Source organism: Heliophilum fasciatum (assembly GCF_004341395.1).
Lineage (GTDB): Bacteria > Bacillota > Desulfitobacteriia > Heliobacteriales > Heliobacteriaceae > Heliophilum > Heliophilum fasciatum.
Genome location: NZ_SLXT01000001.1, coordinates 17,439 through 33,507 on the forward strand (window position 1 = coordinate 17,439; position 16,069 = coordinate 33,507).

The following is a 16,069-nucleotide window of genomic DNA, read 5'->3' on the forward strand; positions in this document are numbered from 1 at the left end:
GACTTACCTTTTTACTTGGCCCCACTGGTATCATCAAGCAGCTTCACGAGGTCATCATAGTCCTCCTGTAGCTTCAGCAGATCATCGGCAAGATGAAAGGCGGCCATGACGGCGATCTTCGCGACGGATACATTTTTCGATTTTTGGCCAATCTCCTGCATCCGCTGATCGACGATCGCGGCCAGCCGTTCCATATGTTCCGGGCTAGCTGGTCCCCGTAATTTGTATGTATCTCCAAAGATCTGAACAGTCGCTTTGAAGATTTCTGGTTCAGCCACGGGACGTGCCCCCTCAAAAAAGGATATAATATACTTTTTCTTTTCGCTACATTCGTTACAAAAACCTTCTTCTCGACAAAAATCGAGCTTTCCAATAAAAATCGCGATCGTCAACATGGCGATCGCGATTTTTGTGGTCAAGGGGCACGGAAACCCTTAGCGGAAGCGGGCACCCACTTGGGCCGTTAAAGCGGCTTTGATCGCTTCATGGGCTTGGTTGACTTCGTCATCCGTTAAAGTTCGATCACTTGCCTGATAACGCAGCGTGTAGGCCAAGGACCGATAGCCGGCAGGAATTTGTGCGCCTTGATAAAGGTCAAATAAGCGCCAGCGATCGACGAGAGTACCGCCGGTAGCGGCGATCACGGCTTCCACCTGGCTCGCCGGCACCGTTTCAGGCAACAGCATGGCCATATCGCGGTCCGTCGACGGAAAACGCGGCAGTGCCTTGTACTCGCCAAAAGCACGCGCCAGCATGGTGAGCAGTTGTACATCCAACTCCATCGCCACCGGTCGTCCCGGCAAATCATAGGCTTCCGTCACATCCGGATGAACCTCACCGATCCAGCCCAATTCCATCGTTGCTCCGTCCTGTTCAACCGTCAGCAGCGCCGCCCGTCCCGGATGGAGATAGGGCAACGCACCGGTGGCTTGCCAAGTAACGCCGTTGATCTTCAAGCAGGCCAGTAACTTCTCGATGACAGCTTTGAGATCATAAAAATCATAAGGACCGGGCTTTTGACGCCACCCGGCAGCAGGTTGACCCATCAGCAGGGCGGCCAGCTTTTTGCGCTCTTCCGGCAATTCTTTCAGCGGTTCCGGCGAGGCGGGATGAGCAAAAACGCTGCCCAGTTCAAAAATGCCGATATCGGTCGTGCGGCGACTGCTGTTACGAGCGGCTACTTCGAGCAGGTTCGGCAAGATGATGCTGCGCATAATGCCCTGCTCTTCACTGAGGGGGTTCGTTACGGCAACAACTTGGCGGAGCCGGTGATTTTCCGGTAACCCAAGCCGGTCCAGATGACGCGGGTTGATAAACGAAAAGGTAATCACTTCGCGCAGGCCCGAAGCGACCATGACTTCGCCCAGGCGCTCTTGCACAAGTTGCGGCCACGTGCGTTGGCCGACCGTGGTGGCCCCTTGCGGTAAGGTGGTGGGAATATTGTCATAGCCATAGAGGCGGGCCACTTCTTCCGCCAGATCGTGCTCGCCGGTAATATCGGGGCGATAGGTCGGCACTTCGACTACGCCTTGGGCATTCCCTTCTGGATCCGACCAGGTAACAGTCATGCCCAGACGTTGCCAGTAGTGGGCCATCGTCGCACCGTCTACGTTCGTTCCTAAAAGGCCATTGATGCGCTCGACAGAAAAAGCAACTGAAGCCGCTTTGCTCGGACGCTCATAGACATCGACATAGCCGGGAACCACGTCGGCTACACCCAGTTCCTCAACGAGTTGTGCCGTGCGGTCCAGGGCAAAAAGGATGGTATCGACATTGACACCTTTTTCAAATCGTTGCGACGCTTCCGAGCGCAGGCCCACCTGGCGGGCCGTACGGCGAATGCTGGCCGGGTTGAAATGGGCCGCTTCCAGCAATACCACTTTGGTGTTATCGGTCACTTCCGTAGCCAGACCGCCCATGACGCCGGCCAGGGCAATCGCTTTTTCCGGATCAGCGATCACCAGGTTGCCAGCATTCAACGTCCGTTCTTGCCCATCGAGGGTGGTCAACACTTCCCCGTCCTGAGCACGGCGAACGATGATCTCGCCTTGGGCAATGGTATGATAATCGAAAGCATGCAAGGGATGACCCAGTTCGAGCATCACATAGTTGGTGATGTCCACCATATTGTTGATCGGCCGCATACCGGCGCTTTGCAGTCGCTGCTGCATCCAGACCGGTGACGGTCCCAAACGCAAGTTGGTAAAGAGCCGCGCCGCATAGCGTCCGCAGAGGTCTCCATCGTTGATGGTGATGCGCACCCGATCCTGCGTGCAGCAGAGATCATCCTTGTTCCCAGTGCAGCCATCGCCGCCGTTGCAGCATTGATCGTCGGCACCGGCATATTGTTTGGGCAATTGCAAGGGGGCTTCAGTGATCGCCGCCACTTCACGGGCCACATTGAGCACGGCCAGGCAATCGGAACGGTTCGGCGTTAACTCCAGTTCCAGCACAGGAACATCTAAGCCTAAGGCCGCCGCTACGGGCTTACCGATCACCGCTGCATCACTGAGAATCAAAATCCCATCGCGGTCGGCCGGTGCGATCGTTTTTTCATCGAGGCCCAGTTCCTGGGCCGAGCAAAGCATGCCGGCCGAAGGAATGCCCCGAAAATCGACAGGCGTAATCGTCAACCCGTTCGGCAGACAAGCACCGGGCAGGGCCACCGGTACTTTATGGCCTTGCCGCACATTCTGGGCGCCGGTGACGATGGTCGTTTCCCCATTACCTGTTTCAATTTGACAAACCCAAAGTTTATCGGCAGCGGGATGCTTTTCGATTCGTTGTACCAGACCGACGACCACATGATCGAGTCCCCGATCCCGGCAGATCACATTCTCCACAGCGATGCCCGAACGAGTCAGTTTTTCCGCCAGATCGGTTGCCGTCATCTCATGGGCAACGTATTCTCCCAGCCAGTCCATTGATATCCGCATTCTTTTTCACCCTTCTGTTGGATTCCGTTCTTGATTAGAACTGTGCTAAAAAGCGCATGTCATTATCGTAGAGAAGCCGCATGTCATCGATGCCGTATTTGAGCATGGCGATCCGTTCGACACCCATGCCAAAGGCAAAGCCCGTCAACTCACGGGAATCATAGCCGCCATATTCCAGCACGCGGGGGTGAACCATCCCCGATCCGAGGATCTCCAACCAGCCCGAACCTTTGCACACACGGCATCCGCTGCCGCTGCAGATCACGCAGGAAATATCCACTTCGGCGCTTGGTTCCGTAAAGGGGAAAAAGGAAGGACGCAGGCGAATTTCACGATCAGCGCCAAACATCTGCTGGACAAACGCCAGCAAAGTGCCGCGCAGATCGCCGAAGGTAATGCCTTTATCGACGACGAGCCCTTCAACCTGATGAAACATGGGCGAATGGGTCGCATCGTCATCACGACGGAACACTCGTCCGGGGCAAATGATCTTGACCGGCAGCGTCGGCTTCAGACGCTCCATCGTCCGAATCTGCACTGGCGACGTATGGGTGCGCAGCAAGATTTCCGGTGTGATATAGAAGGAATCTTGCATATCCCGGGCCGGATGATCTTTCGGCAAATTGAGCGCTTCAAAGTTATAGTAATCCGATTCGATCTCAGGACCTTCTGCGATTTGATAACCCATACCGAGGAAGATCGCTTTGATCTCGTCGATCACTTGGGTAAGGGGATGCTTGCTGCCCAGCATGGTCACCGCACCGGGTAAGGTGACATCGATCGATTCCGATTGCAGCCGTCGTTCTTTTTCCCGCTGCTTGATCCCTTGCGTTTTCGCTTCTAACAGTTCCTCCAAGTTGGCCCGCACTTCATTGGCGATAGCGCCGATGATCGGACGTTCCGCTGCCGACAAACCACCCATACCGCGTAAAACCGCAGTCAGCTCTCCTTTTTTACCTAAATAACGGACGCGCCATTCTTGTACTTGCTCCAGGTTGTCCAGGCCTTGCAATTCTCCGGCGGCTTGTTGCCGGATCGCTTCCAGTTGTTCGCGCATTCTGTGCCCCTCACTTTTATCTTGCATCCTTGTACTCATACAAAAAAACCCTCCATCCCTGAAGGGGACGGAAGGTTCTTTCCGCGGTACCACCCCGTTAGACTGCCAGCAAAGTCAGTCCTCTCGGTCGACGAACGTCGCTCCCCGCTAACGGTGGGAATCCGTCTTTGCTTACACACCGCCACCTGCGGCTTCAGCATACTGCTCCCGGGTGAACTTCCCTTGACTTGTCGCAACGAGGCTTCCAGTCTACGGCCTCATCTCCCTGACCGCCAGGCTCAAGGTACTTTTCCCGTTCATCACATTTGTCCATCTCGGCCTTACTGCATGATCAACTTACGATACAAGAGATAAGCAGTAATGGAGCCTGTTGTCTCAAAGATACGCCAGAATAAGTCCGCCGAAAACATCCAGCATCACTACCTTCCTGCGTTCCAAGACCTAATGGGCAAATTATAGCACACCCTGTCAGGGTAAGCAACCGAGGCAATGATTAGGTACGGCGTTGTTTGGCCGCTTCAAAAAGCAACAAGGCCGAAGCAATGGCCGCATTCAAGGACTCTACTGGTGCGCAGAGGGGAATCCGCACGATCTCGCTGGCGCCTTCCAGCCAGAGTGGTTCCGGTCCCCGCGCTTCACTGCCGACGACAAGAGCCATTTTCGGCACCGTCCAGTCCGCCTGGTCATAACGCCGCTCGCCGTGAGCGTCCGCGACAAAGACCGCCATGCCTTGATCAGCAAGCACCTGGCGCAACTCATCCGATGACGGTGCGCTGGCCAGGGGTAAGCGAAACACCGAGCCCATGGCCGCCCGGATCACTTTCGGATTAAAGGGATCAACCGTACCGGCCGTCAACAGTACTGCCTGTACACCGGCTGCTTCGGCCGTGCGCAGCATCGTGCCCAAGTTGCCGGGATCTTGTACGCCGTCGATGATCAGCAGCAGTGCTGCCGCTTTTTCTCCGGCTTTTTGACAAACCTCTTGCCATTGATAGCGGGGCAAATCGGCGATCATTACAATCCCTTGACACTGTTCCGTTTCACTGATCGCCTGCAGAACCCGGTCCGTCACCAGTACCATGTCCACACCGCCGGTGCGGAGCTGCCGGTAGAGCTGTTGTCCCCGTTCGCTGTTCAGCAAGCGTTCGCTGTAAAAGCCTTCATGCAAGGGGATTCCCGAAGCAAGGGCTTCTTCCACCAGGCGTACACCTTCCAACAAAAACTGTCCCGCCAAGACACGTCCTTTTTTGCGGTTCAGATCCTTGGCGCGCTGGACGCGAATGTTTTGTACCGACGTGATCACCGTGGCCGGTTCCTCTCGATAGGTAGGCATAAGTAACCTCCTCAATAGAAAAAAGGCATGACACCGCTTCTGCCGGGTCATGCCTGATGTACTTAGGAATTTTTCGCTTTTGCCGCTTCTACGAGGCGGTTGAATGCCGGCAGGTCATTGACCGCCAGGTCAGCCAGCATCTTACGGTTGACCACGATGCCCGCTTGTTTCAGGCCGTTGATCAAGCAGCTGTAAGAAATGCCGCTCATCCGAGCTGCAGCGTTGATCCGAGTGATCCAAAGACGACGGAAATCGCCTTTGCGCTTTTTACGGTGAGCATAGGCATAGGTCAGCGCTTTCATCACCGTTTGGTTTGCTGAACGGAACAGTTTGGAGCGGGCGTTGCGGTAACCGCGAGCCAGTTTCAGAATTTTCTTATGCCGTTTACGGGACATGACGCCCGTTTTTACACGTGCCATACGAAGACCTCCTGTAACGCATCATGCGCAATAATCAATGGGAAACTGAATTCTAGAGATAAGGCAGCAGCAGATTGAGTTTCGGCGTATCGGCCTTATCGATAACGCATGTGCCACGGAGTTGGCGTTTCCGCTTTGCCGATTTTTTCTCCAGGATGTGACGGGCATAGCCGTTTTTGCCTTTGAACTTGCCGGTTGCCGTCTTCTTGAAGCGTTTCGCGGCTCCGCGGTGGGTCTTCATCTTGGGCATATTGTCTCTCTCCTCATCGTTGAGTTATCGATCGAAAAGCCTTACTTGGCGTCGTTCTGTAACGCTTCGATCGGCTGAGCACCGGCAGCAGGTGCGCTCGGAGTCGCGGTTGGAGCGACTGCCTCCTGATCGGCCTTGGCAGGGGTTGCTTTGGCCTCCCGCGGCTTTTCGGGCTTGGCCTCACGAGCCGACTCGGATTTCGGTGTCAAAATCATGATCATGTTGCGGCCTTCGACTTTGGCGTCTCGCTCAACATTAGCCAGTGGTTTACATACTTCAGCTAAGCGTACACAAAGTTGTCGACCCAATTCGGGATGGGTAATTTCCCGTCCCCGGAACATAATCGTTACCTTGACTTTGTCCCCGTCTTCCAAAAAGCGAATCGCATTGCGCGCTTTGGTCTCAAAGTCATGGTCCTCAATGTTGGGACGCAGTTTGACTTCTTTAATCGAGACAATTTTTTGCTTTTTACGCGCTTCCCGCTCACGCTTACTTTGCTCAAACTTGAATTTGCCGTAATCCATGATCCGACAAACGGGCGGTTTGGCTGTTGGCGCGACCTCGACCAGATCAAGGTTTTTTTCTTGGGCAATACGCAAGGCTTCCCGAATGTTCTGGATACCTAGCTGATCACCCTCGGGACCCACCAACCGTACTTCACGGACGCGGATCTCCTCATTAATGCGCAGATCCTTGCTGATAAATGCTCACCCCCTGAATTCTTACCGAGACAAACAAAAAAGCGGGTGTTTCCACCCGCGCTCCACACAAAACCACAGCATTGCCCTGCCGGCTATGACCAGGTCAGAGCAAGCGAACAAAAGCGGCTTTAACGGATTAACCCAACGAACTGTATGCTGCTGGGTGAGAAGCGGATGGCTTCTGCTTGTTTGTCATCACTTGGATACTGTAGCATAAACCACCTTGCCTGTCAAGCCGCTAAAATCACGGCAAAAGCAAAAAGCACCGATCGCTCGGTGCCTTTTCTTTTGCCGTTTACTTGCCCCTTTCCCCCTGATCGGTAATCTTGATCTCCCTTCCTGCTTCCCAGGCCGCGATCAACGGATCCATGATCACACTCCAGGTAAACGCCAAAAAGGCGACGCCAAAAGCAAACTCGCCCCAGCGAATCAAGCTATCCACGCCTTGCGACCAGGGCCAGACAAAAAGCCCGCACCAAAAACCCTGGCAAAAAGGACAGCGCAGCAATTTACGCAGCAAATAATGCTGCTGATCGAGCCAAAGGCGCACCGGCCGGAAGAGGATAAAGTCAAAAAAGAAAAAACGCAGCGATAGCGCAAAGAGGTACTCCATCATTTTTGTTCGTACTCCAAAAACAACCGAGCTAATTTGCGAAACTCGGCATCGGTCAACTGGACGGTGCCGCCATGTTGATCATCGATGCGCAACTGGGAAGCCACGCTTTGCCCTTGTTGATCAATGAAAGCACGCAGTTCGGCTTTGGTATGCTCCGTCCGGCCGCCGTAATCATCGGTCAACATGACACGGTCATCGTCGCTGTCTACCCAGACCGTGGGACAGTTACTGGAACAACATAAATTGATCAATGGCATAAAGTTCACTCCTTACTTTATTTTTGGTTTTCCTGCCGGTTCTCTTCGATACGATCACGCAGCAGAATCCCTTAGCAAGGTATGCAACCTTTCCTTGTTTGGCTTCTCTATTGGCAAATCATTCCACAAACAAACAGTTCCCCCTACTGCATTTTGGATCCATTCATTGGCAATTCCTCCTCCGGCGAGGAACCGCTGCTTGTCCATCGGCATAGGTAATAACGTAACCTGGAAATAAAATCCAACATGGAGGTCAATGCTAATGAGTTCTACCCAAAAAAGCACCCGTGAGTTTTGGTTTGACGGGCGTACCCTTCCCCTGGACGATCACGCAACCTGGAGTTTAGTCCACAACTCCCCCATCGATCGCATTGTCCTCACGACGGCCCAACGCCAGGAAATGCATTTACCCCGGAAGACTGTTCCCATCACCGCCATCACCGCCATCGATGATCTGGAAGTGATTCCTGAAGGTGAGATCGTTTTGTCCGCCGAGCCGTCCCTTCTTGACATGGCTGCCCAACGGGGCTATCGCACTTGCTTATCTTTGTTTGTGCAAGGTGGGCAAGGAGAACTGGCTGATGCCTGGCAAAACGCCGCCCGCTACGATTATGCCATCGTTGATTTCGATTTGCCCACCAACATTCCCTTGGAATTGATCATCGCCCGCTTGCAAGAACGCAAAACGGTCCTGCTCAAAAAAGAAACTACCGTCATGGGCGTGGAAATCGCGTACGGCGTCATGGAAAAAGGCAGCGACGGTGTTCTGTTCGCCAGCACCGATTTGCAGGAAATCAGCCAAGCCGGTCAGTACCTCGCCACGGTGCGCCAGGAATCCATCGAACTGGTTCCCCTGTGCGTAGAAGCCGTTCGCCATATCGGTATGGGCCTGCGGGCTTGTGTCGATACGACCGGCATCATGACGACCGATGAAGGAATGCTGATTGGTTCCACATCGAACGGTGGGATCTTTGTTTGCTCGGAAACCCACTACCTTCCTTATATGAATCTTCGCCCCTTCCGGGTCAATGCCGGTGCCGTTCATTCCTATGTATGGATGCCCGGCGATGCTGCCGAATACCTGACGGACCTCAAAGCCGGCAGCCAAGTGCTTTGTGTGAATACCCAAGGCCAAGTGCGTACGCTCACAGTTGGCCGCGTCAAGATTGAAGTCCGTCCCTTACTGTTAATCCAAGGCACAGCGCGCAACAGCGCCGGCATCGACATCCCGATCAACGTTATCGTCCAAGATGATTGGCACATCCGCATCATGGGTGCCGACGGCAAACCCTTAAATGCCACTACGATTCAGCCGGGTACCGAATTGCTCAGCTATATCAGCATCCCCGGTCGTCACGTCGGTATCAAAGTCGATGAAACCATTTTAGAACGCTAGAAAGGTTGAGAGGTGATTGCATTGAGCGGCAAACTCATCCGGCTCAACCGGCTTATTAAACCCCATCGTCCGCTGTTATCCGTTCCGATGGATCATGGCCTCACCATTGGGCCTGTTTCGGGATTAACCGATATGGGCCGCATCGTCAGTCAAGTGGCCGCCGGCGGCGCCGATGCAGTAATCATCCATAAAGGATTAGCACGCCAGATCAGCCAACACCTGCCGGAAACGTGCCACCTAATTGTGCATCTCTCGGCTTCGACGCAACTCGCTCCCGATTCGACGCACAAAGAACTGATCGCTTCCGTCGAGGAGGCTGTGCGTCTGGGTGCAACGGCTGTTTCCGTCCATGTCAATCTGGGCAGTGCTTCCGAGAGTCAGATGCTCAAAGACATGGGCTTCGTCGCCGAGCAATGTGATCGCTGGGGAATTCCCCTGCTGGCCATGATGTATGTGCGCGACGGCAAAAAAGAAAATGAATACAATCCGACGAAAATTGCCCACGCCGCCCGTGTGGCTGAAGAAATTGGTGCTGATATTATCAAGATCAATTATACCGGTGATCCCGACAGCTTCCGCATGATCACCAAAGCTGTGCAGCCGCCGGTCGTCATCGCCGGTGGCCCCAAGATTGACTCCAACGAACGCCTGCTGTCCATGATCCAAGATGCGATGCAAGCCGGAGCGCGCGGAGTCGCCATCGGCCGCAATATTTTCCAAGATCCCGCACCGCAGCAATTGACCGCCCATATTCGTTCGATTCTGGATCAGCCGGGACGGTTTCTCCATTAAGAAGGAGGCTTCTCATGAGCAAACCCAAAAAACGCCGCCCAGGGTATTCACCGGCGCAGTCTTCGCCGGCACGCAGTTGGTCGGCCGTTCGCCCTTCCAAGCCGACTTTACCTGCAGTAACGCCTGCAACTCCTCCTGCCACCGCGCCAGCAGTTCCGCCACCGGCCATTCCTACCAACAGCTCTTCCGCGCCGGTATCAAAAGTTCGCAAAAAACGTAAAAAAGGCTCCGCCGCGCCTGTCACTTATCCCGTTCCGGTACCGCTTGCCAAACCAACAGTTATACCCGTTCCCGCACCTGTGCCCAAACCGGTAACCGTACCTGGTGCCCCTTCCTACTTCACACCGGTATTCCCGGCAGTGTCCCCTCCGGCCAGAAAACGCAAACACAAAACAGTTCCACCGCCCGCTGCACCGCCGGCAGCGCCGGCATCCCCACCTCAGCCTACACCGGCTTACCGCCCGGTTGTTCCTCCCTACACTCCTCCGGCCCCGGCTGCCCCGACTGCCCCGGCTGCCCCGACTGCCCCGGCTACCCCGGCTGCCCCGGCTGCTCCGGCTACCCCGGCTGCCCCGGCTGCCCCGGCTACCCCGGCTGCCCCGGCTACTCCGGCTGCCCCGGCTGCCCCGGCTACTCCGGCTACTCCGGTTGCCGCACTGATCCCTAAAGCCGACCTGGATGCGGCCATCCAATGGCATAACGCCGGCGCTGACGGCAATAAAGAAGCGGTCATCAAAGCCTATGAGCTGCTCGAAAAATTGCGTAAAATCAACAATCAAGATCCTCTGGTCAACGCCTATTACGGCAGTACGCGATGCTTACTTGGCCGTGATGCCGACAATCCCACGCGACGTTTTTCGCACGTCATGGTCGGCCTCAAAATCCTCGATCAACTCCTGCAAAACGATCCCGATTTCATCGATGCCCGGCTCTTGCGCAGCCAAGTTAGTTTCCAAATACCGGAGGAATTTTTCCATCGCACCCGCACAGCCATTACCGATTTCCAATACCTGCTTCAGCACGCTTCCGCATACCCCGACAAACTCAGCGCCGATTTTATCGAAAAAGTCAAAACCGATTTAGCCGCTGCCCAACAACGGATTCGCTAATTAAAGGAGGCGGCCATGAAATCCAAGAAAAAACTACGGCCTTCGCCCCGCTCCTACTCATTTATTCGCCCGTCACAGCAAGAAACGCCTTGGGGTTTCGAACCCCCGGTGATTACACCAGCGCCTGCCGGTGCCGTCACCGCCTCCCCCGCTGCTGCACCATCCCGCTCTGGCACCAAGGCCAAAACCCCCAATACCAAACAGGCCATCGAATGGCACGGTCTCGCCCTCCGGGGCGACCGTGCCGCACTCCAAGCAGCCCTTGCTTTTTTTCAACAGCGTCACAAACGGTCTCCCTTGCTTACGGCCTATTACGCGGATTGCCTTTCCTTAGCCAGTCGCCATGGTACCGATTACAATTCCATGTTTAAAGACGGTCACCAAGCCATTGCCCTTTTTGATCAGGCCGTCAACGCCGCGCCCGATAATGTGGAAATCCGTCTTCTGCGGGCCCGGCAAAGCCTGCGCCTGCCGGAAGGATTTTTTCGCCGCACCGCCACCGCGATCGGTGATTTAGAATATCTGATCGCACGTTACGAAGAAAATCCCCAACTCTTTTCACAAGAACAATACTGGCAGTTACTCTACGACCTCGGTAACGCCTACCGCATCTTGGAAATGGATGAAGAGTGCCAGAGCACCTGGGCCAAACTGCTCGAGCTTAACCCTCCCGCTTCCTATGCCGAACAAATCGAGCGCCAACGCCCTCGTTCTGACGAAAGCTTAGTCCAGACGATCGATGCCATGAACAACAGCAACGCTTTGATCACTGAAGGCATTCGCCTCCATGATCTTGCCGCTGAAGGTGCCGCCTACGCCGCCGCTCCTGCTCACAAAGCATTGCAAAAAGCCTACGAATTGGCACCGAATCAGCCGCTCCTGCTTGGCTACCTCGGCAGCGCCACAGCACTGCTTGCCCGCTATGCCCTGGAACCGTCCACCCAATTCGGCAACACCATCCAAGGCATGCGTATGCTCAAAGAAGCCATCGAAAAGGAACCCAGCAATATGACCCTACGCTGGCTACGGGGCCGTCTGACGGCCCATCTGCCGGAAACCTTTTTCCCGATGGCCCAAAAAACGATTGAAGACTTCCAACTGCTGCTCAAATCCTATAAACGAGGCGCCTCGGGCCTCTCCCCTGACCAATACAGCTATGTGTTAACAACGCTCCTCCGCGCTTATGAGCAAGCCGGCGACAGCCACAATGCCACCCGCATCCGGCAGTTGATCGCCCGTGCCCAAGGGAGGAATCGCTCATGAATTTGCCATTCTCCAAACGCATCAGCCAGGCGCGCACTCCTGCCTGGCTGATGCACCACCTTAGCGGGCCCGATATTGACAACATGACACCAGAGGCCCTGGAAAGTTATCAAAAAGCAGCCCTCACCGAAGTCATTCAACAAGCTTACGAACACTCTCCTTATTACAAGCAAAAATTCGATGAGCGGGAAGTTCATCCCAAGGACATTCAAGAACTCGCCGATGTTGCCAAACTGCCCTTTACCACCAAAAGCGAAATGCGCACCGATCCCTGGCTGCTGCTGGCCTGTGATCGCCAGGATATCGCCATCATCCATGTCTCCACCGGCACGACCGGCGGCAACCCCATTTATGTCATGCAAACCTGGCGCGACTACTACCTCCATGACCTGGCACCCGGTTACGCTACGTTAGTACCGGTAGAAACGGGGGACCGCTGCCTAAACGCCCTTCCCTATGAAATGAGTTCCGCCGGCCTAGCCTTTCATAAAACCTTGATGAACAGTTGTGAAGCGACAGTCATCCCTGCCGGCAAGGGCGGAGCCTACTCCTCACCGGAAAAAACAGTACGTTTAATGAAAGATCTCGCACCGACGGTCGCCGTCACCAGTCCCTCCTATGCCATCAACCTGGCTGAGACAGCCGCTGCCGCATCCTTTGACATCCGTGATTTAGGCCTCAAACAAATGTGGCTCACCGGCGAAGGCTGCTCATCAGCTTTTCGCCAACGTGTCGAACAACTTTGGGGCACGAAAGCCAACTTTTACTACGGCTCCTTAGAAGGCGGCGTCATCGGTATCGAATGCGCCGATCACGACGGCTATCATATCGCTGCGGGCCACTCCCTCGTCGAGATCATTGATCCCGGCACCGGTGAAGTGCTGGCCCCCGGTGAAATCGGCGAAATTACAGTGACCTGTCTTCTCCGTTATGACACGCCGCTGATTCGCTATCGCACGGAAGATCTCGGCTATCTCGATAATACGCCTTGTTCTTGCGGTGTCGCCTTGCCGCGACTGCAATTGCGGGGACGTAAAAATGATCAGATCCACATTGACGGCACCGACTTTTCACCTTTTTATCTGGAAGAATTTTTAATGCGCATCGCCGAGATCGGCAACTGGTATCAATTTGTCACTCGCCAAGCGCAACCTGACAACTTGCTGATCCGCACCGAATTAGCGTCCGGCGTCACACCGAGCGACCGGCTGGCCGACAAAATCGCCAGCCGCATGGAGTACGCCGCCGGACTGCCCTGCACCATTGAGTTTGTTTCCTCCATGCCCCGCCCCGGCGGAAAAACCGTCCGTGTAATCCACGAATAGGAGGATGCCATGATCATCGACGCACACGCTCATATCTCCGATACAGACTACGGCAGTGCTGCCCTGTATCAAGAGCAAATGGACATCGCCGGCATCAGCGGCGCTGTATTCGTCCCCGGCGGCATGATGGATGTCCGGCGCATGACCGACTATGTGACGGGCAAACGGGGTCCGGAAAATATCATCCCCGACAACGCTACCGTCGCCTCGGCCGTAGCTGCGAACCCGGCCATGTTGCGTGGTTTTGCTTGTGTGGACCCTCATGAGCCGGAAGCAGCGGAAGAATTGGCCCGTCTTTTTGCCGAAGGTTTTCGCGGCTTGAAGTTATCGCCCATGAGCCACCAGTTTTCCTTTGGCAGCAACGCCGTCGCCGAACTTGTGCAAGTCTGCTGGCAGTATCGCTGCCCTGTCTACAGCCACGTCGTCTACAGTCCCGGCGCTTCCACGGCCCGCTTTGCCCAACTGGCCCGTGAAAACCCGCAAGTTTCCTTTATTCTGGGCCACATGGGCTTTGGCCCCGCAGATCGGGAAGCCGTCGAAGCCGCCAACGAACTCCCCAATCTCTACTTGGAAACTTCCACAGGCAACTTGATTCACTTGCAAAATGCCCTGGACCAACTTGGCCCTGGCAAGCTGATCTTCGGCTCGGAATTTCCCCTATCCAACCCGCTGGTCGAACTGGCGAAGATCCACATGCTCCGTATCGCCGGCAGTGGTATCGATCAGATCCTTGGTGACAACATCCGTTCCTTATTGCAATGGTCCTAGGGAGGAGGCAGGAGCCATGACCTCCGTCAACCAACCGCAACTGACCGCACTCAATCAAGCCATCGCCCGGGCACGGCAAGCTCCCTTTTATCATGATCGCTTGCCCGCAGAAGAACTGACTGATCTGCATCAACTGAAAACACTGCCTCTCGTGACCAAAGACGATCTGCGCCAACAGTCCCCCTGGGGACTGCTGGCGACGGATCGCCGGCAACTGCGCCAGTATCATGAATCCTTCGGTACGACCGGCACACCGGTCTCCACTTGGCTGACAAGCGCCGATCTGGCCGATAACGCCTGGCAGGTCAACCAATGCGGCATCGATTTTCGCCCCGGCGACCGTGTGCTCATCCGCTATCCCTATGCCCTCTCCTTGATCGCCCACATGATCCACCGCGCAGCCCAGCAAAAAGGCGCTACCGTCATTGCCGCCAGTTCTCGCAATACGATCACTCCCTTTGCCCGGGTGATCCAGTTGATGCAAAAACTCGACATCACCGTACTGGCTGCGTTGCCGATGCAAGCGATTCTCCTGGCGGAAACAGCAGCCATGCTCGGTAAAGATAGCCGCAGCGATTTTCCGGCCTTACGGGCCATTGAAGTCGGCGGTGAATTACTGACACCGCGCAAACGCCGCTGGATCGAAGATCTCTGGCAAGTTCCCGTCATTGAACTGTACGGAATGACCGAAGCCGGTACTTGCCTGGCCGACTGCGGCAACGGTCGATTGCATCTGATCGAGGATCATTTCATCATCGAATTGCTCGACGACAACTGGCAAACGGAAGTGCCCGATGGACAAATTGGTAACTTGGTGATCACCACGATCACCGAAAAAGCAACGCCGTTGATTCGCTTTCGCACCGACGATCGCGCCCGCAAAATTCTCAGCCCCTGTGCTTGTGGCCGGGGAGCAGCTTATGAACTGCGCGGCCGCCGCCACGATCTGATCACCATTGCCGGCCAAGAACTCGACCTCTGGGATCTTGATGAACTGGTCGGCACCTTGCCGGGCCATCATCTTTGGGTCGCCGGACCCAGCGGCCCGCCGTCGAAGGGTTTGTCAGGAAACATCCTCCATCTCGTCATTGAAGAAACAGTTGATCCCTTGCCGCCCGATTGGACGGCTCAGTTGCAAGCCCGTGTACCCTTTCCCCTGCAGTTAACTGCTGTTCCCTACGGCACCTTATATAACCGGCAAAACTTGCTCTCTACAGCCGAAGTAGGCAAACCACGTTATCTTTTTACAGCCGAAGAGATGGATGAGCAGGCCTACCGCTCCTGTACCCGCTTATAGCAACTGGTCGCTCATCGTGAACTGATATCCCATCGGGCCCGTTCCTTTATTGATGAAGGAGCGGGCTTTTGGTGCGTTCTAGCGAGCTTTTGCTGTTCCTGCCGGATCCGGTCAAAGGATGGACAACCGCAACCATCTAAACTTTTTTTGGTAATAATTAACAATTTCTTCTTTGCCGAATACCTTGATATTGGGTACTCGATCAATCAATAAGGAGGCTGACTGAATGGAAAAATCCACAGTAGACCAGGCGGTCCAAAATCTGCGCAGTCGCATCGCGGCTGCAGGTAAAAATGCCGGGAATAAAGGGGCGGCGATCCAACAAGCCGTGACCGACATGCTGCAAGGGATGGGTATTCCCGTAACGCCAACGCAAGTTGCCCAACGTGCTGCCGGGGTCATCCAAAAAACCAAAAGCTACGCTCATTACACCCCGGTGGCCAGAAAAAAATCCGGCAAAGGCTAACGCTCCTTACGTCAACATCAACGTCAACAACACCGCCAAAGCAAAAAGCTCGCCCCTTCATTAATGAAGGAGCGAGCTTTTTCA

17 protein-coding genes, 1 pseudogene and 1 other annotated feature are annotated in these 16,069 nt (G+C 55.0%); of the genes and pseudogenes, 8 read left to right on the plus strand and 10 right to left on the minus strand.

Annotated features, from left to right (window positions below):
* Nucleotides 1-11 precede the first annotated feature (11 nt).
* The 10 genes and pseudogenes from EDD73_RS00065 to EDD73_RS00110 form a co-directional block, all read right to left on the minus strand.
* Nucleotides 12-278, minus strand: a complete 267-nt coding sequence (locus EDD73_RS00065) for a cell division protein ZapA (protein ID WP_243116730.1) — start codon at nt 276-278, stop codon at nt 12-14.
* Nucleotides 279-434: 156 nt separating this feature from the next.
* Nucleotides 435-2,936 (minus strand): phenylalanine--tRNA ligase subunit beta, encoded by a 2,502-nt coding sequence (gene pheT, locus EDD73_RS00070; RefSeq protein WP_131917577.1) that lies wholly within the window; start codon nt 2,934-2,936, stop codon nt 435-437.
* A gap of 34 nt (nt 2,937-2,970) precedes the next feature.
* Entirely contained in the window at nt 2,971-3,993 is a 1,023-nt protein-coding gene (gene pheS / locus EDD73_RS00075; RefSeq protein WP_131917579.1) for a phenylalanine--tRNA ligase subunit alpha, read from the minus strand.
* Nucleotides 3,994-4,053: 60 nt separating this feature from the next.
* Nucleotides 4,054-4,302 (minus strand) — a binding site (T-box leader).
* 11 nt (nt 4,303-4,313) lie between these two features.
* Nucleotides 4,314-4,403 carry a YqzL family protein gene (locus EDD73_RS15555; protein ID WP_131917581.1) on the minus strand — a complete coding sequence of 30 codons (90 nt, stop codon included), beginning with the start codon at nt 4,401-4,403 and terminating at the stop codon, nt 4,314-4,316.
* Nucleotides 4,404-4,486: 83 nt separating this feature from the next.
* Nucleotides 4,487-5,326 carry a TrmH family RNA methyltransferase gene (locus tag EDD73_RS00085; protein ID WP_165876219.1) on the minus strand — a complete coding sequence of 280 codons (840 nt, stop codon included), beginning with the start codon at nt 5,324-5,326 and terminating at the stop codon, nt 4,487-4,489.
* A gap of 62 nt (nt 5,327-5,388) precedes the next feature.
* A complete protein-coding gene (gene rplT / locus EDD73_RS00090; protein WP_131917584.1) occupies nt 5,389-5,745 on the minus strand; it encodes a 50S ribosomal protein L20 in 357 nt (118 codons plus the stop codon).
* A 52-nt stretch (nt 5,746-5,797) separates the two neighbouring features.
* Nucleotides 5,798-5,995 (minus strand): 50S ribosomal protein L35, encoded by a 198-nt coding sequence (gene rpmI, locus EDD73_RS00095; protein ID WP_131917586.1) that lies wholly within the window; start codon nt 5,993-5,995, stop codon nt 5,798-5,800.
* A gap of 200 nt (nt 5,996-6,195) precedes the next feature.
* Nucleotides 6,196-6,696: pseudogene (gene infC / locus EDD73_RS00100) on the minus strand (translation initiation factor IF-3); the annotation flags it as partial.
* Between the two features lie 295 nt (nt 6,697-6,991).
* A complete protein-coding gene (locus EDD73_RS00105; RefSeq protein WP_131917590.1) occupies nt 6,992-7,312 on the minus strand; it encodes a hypothetical protein in 321 nt (106 codons plus the stop codon).
* Entirely contained in the window at nt 7,309-7,569 is a 261-nt protein-coding gene (locus EDD73_RS00110) for a hypothetical protein (RefSeq protein ID WP_131917591.1), read from the minus strand. The genes EDD73_RS00105 and EDD73_RS00110 overlap by 4 nt, the downstream gene beginning before the upstream one ends.
* 262 nt (nt 7,570-7,831) lie before the next feature.
* On the opposite strand from EDD73_RS00110, the gene EDD73_RS00115 reads away from it, so the two are divergent.
* From EDD73_RS00115 to EDD73_RS00155, 8 genes are all read left to right on the plus strand, one after another.
* On the plus strand, nt 7,832-8,965 hold the full coding sequence (locus EDD73_RS00115) for a 3-dehydroquinate synthase II domain-containing protein (RefSeq protein WP_131917593.1): 1,134 nt from the start codon (nt 7,832-7,834) through the stop codon (nt 8,963-8,965).
* A 21-nt stretch (nt 8,966-8,986) separates the two neighbouring features.
* On the plus strand, nt 8,987-9,757 hold the full coding sequence (locus EDD73_RS00120; protein ID WP_131917595.1) for a 2-amino-3,7-dideoxy-D-threo-hept-6-ulosonate synthase: 771 nt from the start codon (nt 8,987-8,989) through the stop codon (nt 9,755-9,757).
* 14 nt (nt 9,758-9,771) lie between these two features.
* A complete protein-coding gene (locus tag EDD73_RS15145) occupies nt 9,772-10,866 on the plus strand; it encodes a hypothetical protein (RefSeq protein WP_243116731.1) in 1,095 nt (364 codons plus the stop codon).
* A gap of 15 nt (nt 10,867-10,881) precedes the next feature.
* Nucleotides 10,882-12,129, plus strand: a complete 1,248-nt coding sequence (locus EDD73_RS00135; RefSeq protein ID WP_131917601.1) for a tetratricopeptide repeat protein — start codon at nt 10,882-10,884, stop codon at nt 12,127-12,129.
* On the plus strand, nt 12,126-13,454 hold the full coding sequence (locus tag EDD73_RS00140; RefSeq protein WP_131917603.1) for a phenylacetate--CoA ligase family protein: 1,329 nt from the start codon (nt 12,126-12,128) through the stop codon (nt 13,452-13,454). The genes EDD73_RS00135 and EDD73_RS00140 overlap by 4 nt, the downstream gene beginning before the upstream one ends.
* A gap of 9 nt (nt 13,455-13,463) precedes the next feature.
* Nucleotides 13,464-14,222: an amidohydrolase family protein gene (locus EDD73_RS00145; RefSeq protein ID WP_131917605.1), complete on the plus strand. Its 759-nt coding sequence runs from the start codon at nt 13,464-13,466 to the stop codon at nt 14,220-14,222.
* Nucleotides 14,223-14,238: 16 nt separating this feature from the next.
* Nucleotides 14,239-15,519, plus strand: a complete 1,281-nt coding sequence (locus tag EDD73_RS00150; RefSeq protein ID WP_131917607.1) for a phenylacetate--CoA ligase family protein — start codon at nt 14,239-14,241, stop codon at nt 15,517-15,519.
* 226 nt (nt 15,520-15,745) lie between these two features.
* Complete coding sequence (locus tag EDD73_RS00155; RefSeq protein WP_131917609.1) at nt 15,746-15,985, plus strand: hypothetical protein; 240 nt, start codon at nt 15,746-15,748, stop codon at nt 15,983-15,985.
* Nucleotides 15,986-16,069 lie beyond the last annotated feature (84 nt).

Excerpts from the sequence above, each read along its gene's own strand:
- pheT (WP_131917577.1), bottom strand. The coding sequence starts at position 2,936 with ATGCGGATATCAATGGACTGGCTGGGAGAATACGTTGCCCATGAGATG.
- pheS (WP_131917579.1), bottom strand. The coding sequence starts at position 3,993 with ATGCGCGAACAACTGGAAGCGATCCGGCAACAAGCCGCCGGAGAATTG.
- EDD73_RS15555 (WP_131917581.1), bottom strand. The coding sequence starts at position 4,403 with ATGTTTTCGGCGGACTTATTCTGGCGTATCTTTGAGACAACAGGCTCC.
- EDD73_RS00085 (WP_165876219.1), bottom strand. The coding sequence starts at position 5,326 with ATGCCTACCTATCGAGAGGAACCGGCCACGGTGATCACGTCGGTACAA.
- rplT (WP_131917584.1), bottom strand. The coding sequence starts at position 5,745 with ATGGCACGTGTAAAAACGGGCGTCATGTCCCGTAAACGGCATAAGAAA.
- rpmI (WP_131917586.1), bottom strand. The coding sequence starts at position 5,995 with ATGCCCAAGATGAAGACCCACCGCGGAGCCGCGAAACGCTTCAAGAAG.
- EDD73_RS00105 (WP_131917590.1), bottom strand. The coding sequence starts at position 7,312 with ATGATGGAGTACCTCTTTGCGCTATCGCTGCGTTTTTTCTTTTTTGAC.
- EDD73_RS00110 (WP_131917591.1), bottom strand. The coding sequence starts at position 7,569 with ATGCCATTGATCAATTTATGTTGTTCCAGTAACTGTCCCACGGTCTGG.
- EDD73_RS00115 (WP_131917593.1), top strand. The coding sequence starts at position 7,832 with ATGAGTTCTACCCAAAAAAGCACCCGTGAGTTTTGGTTTGACGGGCGT.
- EDD73_RS15145 (WP_243116731.1), top strand. The coding sequence starts at position 9,772 with ATGAGCAAACCCAAAAAACGCCGCCCAGGGTATTCACCGGCGCAGTCT.
- EDD73_RS00135 (WP_131917601.1), top strand. The coding sequence starts at position 10,882 with ATGAAATCCAAGAAAAAACTACGGCCTTCGCCCCGCTCCTACTCATTT.
- EDD73_RS00140 (WP_131917603.1), top strand. The coding sequence starts at position 12,126 with ATGAATTTGCCATTCTCCAAACGCATCAGCCAGGCGCGCACTCCTGCC.
- EDD73_RS00145 (WP_131917605.1), top strand. The coding sequence starts at position 13,464 with ATGATCATCGACGCACACGCTCATATCTCCGATACAGACTACGGCAGT.
- EDD73_RS00150 (WP_131917607.1), top strand. The coding sequence starts at position 14,239 with ATGACCTCCGTCAACCAACCGCAACTGACCGCACTCAATCAAGCCATC.
- EDD73_RS00155 (WP_131917609.1), top strand. The coding sequence starts at position 15,746 with ATGGAAAAATCCACAGTAGACCAGGCGGTCCAAAATCTGCGCAGTCGC.